The 5,187-nt window shown below is 69.6% G+C and carries 6 protein-coding genes; 1 reads left to right on the top strand and 5 read right to left on the bottom strand.

What is annotated here, in order from left to right:
• From prcB to dop, 3 genes are all read right to left on the bottom strand, one after another.
• Positions 1-591: proteasome subunit beta (gene prcB, locus ACXJKL_RS13860; protein WP_457207627.1), on the bottom strand; the 591-nt coding region annotated here is incomplete at its 3' end.
• A 23-nt stretch (positions 592-614) separates the two neighbouring features.
• A complete protein-coding gene (locus tag ACXJKL_RS13855) occupies positions 615-812 on the bottom strand; it encodes a ubiquitin-like protein Pup (protein ID WP_457207626.1) in 198 nt (65 codons plus the stop codon).
• Between the two features lie 87 nt (positions 813-899).
• The gene (gene dop / locus ACXJKL_RS13850) at positions 900-2,411 is read right to left on the bottom strand and encodes a depupylase/deamidase Dop (RefSeq protein WP_457207625.1); all 1,512 of its coding nucleotides are present in this window, start codon (positions 2,409-2,411) and stop codon (positions 900-902) included.
• 38 nt (positions 2,412-2,449) lie between these two features.
• On the opposite strand from dop, the gene ACXJKL_RS13845 reads away from it, so the two are divergent.
• Positions 2,450-3,082: a class I SAM-dependent methyltransferase gene (locus ACXJKL_RS13845; RefSeq protein WP_457207624.1), complete on the top strand. Its 633-nt coding sequence runs from the start codon at positions 2,450-2,452 to the stop codon at positions 3,080-3,082.
• A gap of 127 nt (positions 3,083-3,209) precedes the next feature.
• On the opposite strand, the gene ACXJKL_RS13840 is transcribed toward ACXJKL_RS13845, so the two are convergent.
• Both ACXJKL_RS13840 and arc read right to left on the bottom strand, forming a co-directional pair.
• Complete coding sequence (locus ACXJKL_RS13840; RefSeq protein ID WP_457207623.1) at positions 3,210-3,566, bottom strand: hypothetical protein; 357 nt, start codon at positions 3,564-3,566, stop codon at positions 3,210-3,212.
• A partial coding sequence (arc, locus tag ACXJKL_RS13835) for a proteasome ATPase (RefSeq protein WP_457207622.1) occupies positions 3,563-5,187 on the bottom strand: 1,625 nt, incomplete at its 5' end. The genes ACXJKL_RS13840 and arc, both read right to left, overlap by 4 nt.

The raw sequence follows: 5,187 nt of genomic DNA, 5'->3' as shown, positions 1-5,187 counted from the left end.
GACGCAGCCCTCCGCGTCGAGGTCCTCGCGGTAGAGCTTCTTGAGGGCCCCGCGGGCGAACAGCGACCCCGAGCCCACCGAGTGGAAGGCGGTCTCCTCGTAGCGACCGCCGGTGACGTCGTAGCTGAAGATCCGCCCCTGGTCGGCCGCGAGGTCGTAGCCGGCGAAGAGCGGCACGACGGCCAGGCCCTGCATCGCGAGACCGAGGTTGGCGCGGATCAGCGTCGCGAGGCGGTTGGCCTTGCCGTCCATCGAGAGCGTGGTGCCCTCGATCTTCTCGTAGTGCTCGAGCTCGGTCTGGAAGAGCCGGACCATCTCGACCGCGAGGCCGGCGGTGCCGGCGATGCCGACCACGGAGTACTCGTCGGCGGGGAAGACCTTCTCGATGTCGCGCTGGGCGATGATGTTGCCCATTGTCGCGCGGCGATCACCCGCCATGACGACCCCGCCGGGGAACGTGGCAGCGACGATCGTGGTGCCGTGGGGGGCGAGGTCACCCGCGTTGCCCGTGGGCACCGCACGGCGGCCCGGGAGGAGGTCCGGCTGGTGGTCACCGAGGAAGTCGGCGAAGCTCGAGGTCCCCGGCGACATGTAGGACGCGGRCAGGCGATCGCTCACTGTCCGCCCTTCTGGATGAACGACTTCACGAAGTCCTCGGCGTTGGTCTCGAGGACGTCGTCGATCTCGTCGAGGATGGCGTCGACGTCGTCGTCGATCACCTCCTTGCGCTCGGCGACGTCGGTCTCGACGACCTCCTCGGTCGCCGTCTCCTCCTGGGAGGACTTCCGCGGTTGCTTCTGCTCCTGGGCCATGTCTCCGACCCTATCCACAGAAGGAAGCCCCGCGGGGGACGCGACGAGGCTCCGTGGACATGGATGCCGTCGATCCCGCCCTCGCGGTCAGCGGGTGGTGAGCGCGGTGACGAGCTCGAGCGCGGTGTCGCACYGGTCGAGCAGCTCGCCGACGTGCGCCCTGGAGCCACGCATGGGATCGATGGTCGGCACGCGCTGGAGCGACTGGCGGCCGGGCAGGTCGAAGATCACCGAGTCCCACGAGGCGGCCGCGACGTTGTCGGCGTACTTCTCCAGGCAGCGGCCGCGGAAGTAGGCCCGGGTGTCCTCGGGGGGCTCGTGCATGGCCCGCTCCACCGAGACGTCGTCGAGGAGGCGCTCGATCCGGCCGGCGGCGACCAGCTTGGCGTACAGCCCCTTCTCGGGGCGGATGTCGGAGTACTGGAGGTCGATGAGGTGCAGCTTGGCGTCGTCCCAGTCGAGGCCGTCGCGGTCGCGGTACTGCGAGAGGAGCTTGAGCTTGGCCACCCAGTCGAGCTCGCCGGCGCAGAGCATGGGGTCCTGCTCGAGTCGGGTGAGCACGGACTCCCAGCGGTCCAGGACGTCGCGGGTCTGCTCGTCGACGTCGTTGCCGAGCCGGTCGTCGACGAACTTGCGGGCCAGGTCGAGGTACTCCATCTGGAGCTGCACCGCAGTGAGGGTGCGCCCGTCGCGAAGGGTGAGCAGGTGCTGGAGCGTCGGGTCGTGCGAGACGGCGCGCAGCGACGCGACCGGCGCGTCGACGGCGAGGTCGCGGGTCAGGAAGCCGGCCTCGATCATCGCCAGCACCAGCGCCGTCGTGCCGACCTTGAGGTACGTCGATACCTCGGCGAGGTTGGCGTCGCCGAGGATCACGTGCAGTCGGCGGTACTTCTCCGGGTCCGCGTGCGGCTCGTCGCGGGTGTTGATGATCGGCCGCTTGAGGGTGGTCTCCAGGCCGACCTCGACCTCGAAGTAGTCGGCGCGCTGGCTGAGCTGGAACCCGTGCTCGCGTCCGTCCTGGCCGATCCCCACCCGCCCGGCGCCGCAGACGACCTGCCGGGAGACGAAGAAGGGCGTCAGGTGGCGCACGATCTCCGCGAACGGCGTCGAGCGCCGCATCAGGTAGTTCTCGTGGGCGCCGTACGACGCACCCTTGTTGTCGGTGTTGTTCTTGTAGAGCACGATCGGTGTCGCCCCCGGCACCTGCGCCGCCGCCCTGCAGGCGTCGAGCATGACCTGCTCCCCCGCCTTGTCCCACCGCACGATGTCCAGCGGCGAGGTGACCTCGGGCGTGGAGAACTCCGGGTGCGCGTGGTCGACGTACAGCCGGGCACCGTTGGTGAGGATCACGTTGGCCAGGCCGAGGTCCTCGTCGGTGAGCTGGCTGGGGTCGGCCACCTGCCGGGACATGTCGAAGCCGCGGGCGTCGCGCAGCGGCGACTCCTCCTCGAAGTCCCACCGGGCCCGCCGCGCCTTGATGGTCGAGGTCGCGTAGGCGTTGACCACCTGCGAGGACGCCACCATCGGATTGGCGGCGGGCTGGCCCTGCACCGAGATGCCGTACTCGACCTCGGTGCCCATGATCCGCCGTACGCTCATGGGACGAGCCTACGAGGCCTCGCCGAGGATGGAGCGAGATGGGCATCTGGAATGACCGCGTCGTCCCCCGTCTCGTCGACGCGTCGCTGCGCAGCCACGAGGTCGGCGAGCTCCGCGCCCGCGCCTGCGCCGGTCTGCAGGGACGCGTGCTGGAGATCGGTTTCGGGTCCGGGCTCAACACCCGCTTCTACCCCGCCGAGGTTTCGGAGGTCAGCGCGGTGGAGCCGTCCGACGTGGGTTGGCGGCTGTCCGAGCCGCGACGTGGGCGCAGCGCCGTACCGGTGAGGAGGTCGGGGCTCGACGGCCAKCACGTGGCCGAGGCGGACGACTCGCACGACGCCGCGCTGGTGACCTTCAGCCTGTGCACGATCCCGGACCCGGTGCTGGCCCTGCAGGAGGTACGCCGCGTGGTCCGGCCGGGCGGGCGGCTGCACTTCGTGGAGCACGGCCTGGCCCCCGAGACCGGGGTCCGGCGGTGGCAGCGGCGCCTCGAGCCCCTGCAGCGCCGGGCGGCCGGAGGCTGCCACCTCACCCGCGACGTGGTCGCGATCCTGGCCGAGGGCGGCTGGACGCCGAACCCCGCGGGGTGGCTCGAGCAGGTCTACCTGCCCGGGCCGGCGGCCGGACGCCCCTGGACGTTCGTGTCCCTGGGCGTCGCGACCACCGTCTGATCGACGACGGGTCAGCGGCTGCGGAGCTTGCTCAGCACGGCCAGCACCACGAGGACGATGACGACGATGACGATGATCTTGACCATGAGGTTCTCTTCTCTGTTGTGGGTGCGCCTGGCGGCCGGGATCAGGGCCGGCGCGACAGCCAGGCGTGGGTGAGGTTGACCCCGACGATGCCAGCGAGCGCCACGAGCAGGGCCAGGAGCTCGCCGTTGAGCCCCAGCACGATGCTGATGGGGATGAAGGCCACCAGCGAGATGATGCCGAGCGCCACCTGACGCGCACCGGCACCGGCGAGCGCCGCCGTACGACGTTCCTGCAGCCTCAGCTGCTCGGCGACCCGCCGGTCGACGGCCCGCTCGATGCGCTCGGCGAAGCCGTCGACGAGCTCCGCGTCGTACCGCGCCCCCAGCTCACGACGAGTGGCCAGGGCGGCCTCGATGTCGCCGTGGCCCAGCTCGTCGTCGGCAGGGGGCTGGATCACAGGTACTGACCGGTGTTGGCGACCGTGTCGATGGACCGCCCGGGCTCGGTGCCCTGCTTGCCGGTGATGAGCGTGCGGATGAAGACGATCCGCTCGCCCTTCTTGCCCGAGATGCGCGCCCAGTCGTCGGGGTTGGTGGTGTTGGGCAGGTCCTCGTTCTCCTTGAACTCGTCGACGCACGCCTGCAGCATGTGCTGGACCCGCAGGCCGCGCTGCTGGTGGTCGAGGAAGTCCTTGATCGCCATCTTCTTCGCCCGGTCGACGATGTTCTGGATCATCGCGCCCGAGTTGAAGTCCTTGAAGTAGAGGACCTCCTTGTCACCGTTGGCGTAGGTGACCTCCAGGAAGCGGTTCTCCTCGGACTCGGTGTACATCCGCTCGACCGTCGCCCGGATCATGCCGGCCACCGTCGCGTCCCGGTCCCCGCCGAACTCGGCGAGGTCGTCGGCGTGCAGCGGCAGGTCGGGGACGAGGTACTTGGAGAAGATGTCGCGCGCCGACTCGGCGTCGGGTCGCTCGATCTTGATCTTCACGTCGAGGCGACCGGGTCGCAGGATCGCCGGGTCGATCATGTCCTCACGGTTGGAGGCGCCGATGACCAGGACGTTCTCGAGCAGCTCGACGCCGTCGATCTCGCTGAGCAGCTGCGGGACGATGGTGTTCTCGACGTCGGAGGACACCCCCGACCCGCGGGTGCGGAACAGGGAGTCCATCTCGTCGAAGAACACGATGACCGGGGTGCCCATCGAGGCCTTCTCGCGGGCCCGCTGGAAGACGAGACGGATGTGCCGCTCGGTCTCGCCGACGTACTTGTTGAGCAGCTCGGGACCCTTGATGTTGAGGAAGTAGGACTTCCCCTCCTCGCCGGTCTTGGCAGCGACCTTCTTGGCCAGGGAGTTGGCGACCGCCTTGGCGATCAGCGTCTTGCCGCACCCGGGCGGGCCGTAGAGCAGCACGCCCTTCGGCGGCTTGAGCTTGTGGTCCTTGAAGAGGTCGGGGTAGAGGTAGGGCAGCTCGACCGCGTCGCGGATCGCGTCGATCTGCGAGACCAGGCCGCCGATCTGCGAGTAGTCGATGTCCGGGACCTCCTCGAGGACGAGCTCCTCCACCTCGGACTTGGGGACGCGTTCGTAGGCGTAGCCGGCCCGGGCGTCGAGGAGGAGCGAGTCGCCGGCACGCAGGGGCTCGTCGAAGAGCGGCTTGGCCAGGCGTACGACGCGCTCCTCGTCGGCGTTCGCGATCACCAGGCCGCGCTCACCGTCCTCGAGCAGCTCCTTGAACATCACGAYCTCGCCGACCTTCTCGAAGCCCAGCGCCGCCACGACGTTGAGGGCCTCGTTGAGCATGACCTCCTGGCCCTTGACGAGCTCGTCGAGGTCGACGGCGGGGCTCACGTTGACGCGCAGCTTGCGGCCACCGGTGAAGACGTCGACGGAGTCGTCCTCGTTGCGGGCCAGGAAGGTGCCGAAGCCCGCGGGCGGCTGCGCCAGGCGGTCGACCTCCTCCTTGAGCTTCATGATCTGGTCGCGGGCCTCGCGGAGCGTCTGCGCGAGCCGCTCGTTCTGGCTGGTCACGGCGGCCAGCGAGCGCTGGGTGTCGGCGAGGCGCAGCTCGAGGCCCC

It is taken from the genome of Nocardioides sp. P5_C9_2, from assembly GCF_054049555.1.
This window is presented reverse-complemented; position numbering and strand designations above follow the sequence as displayed.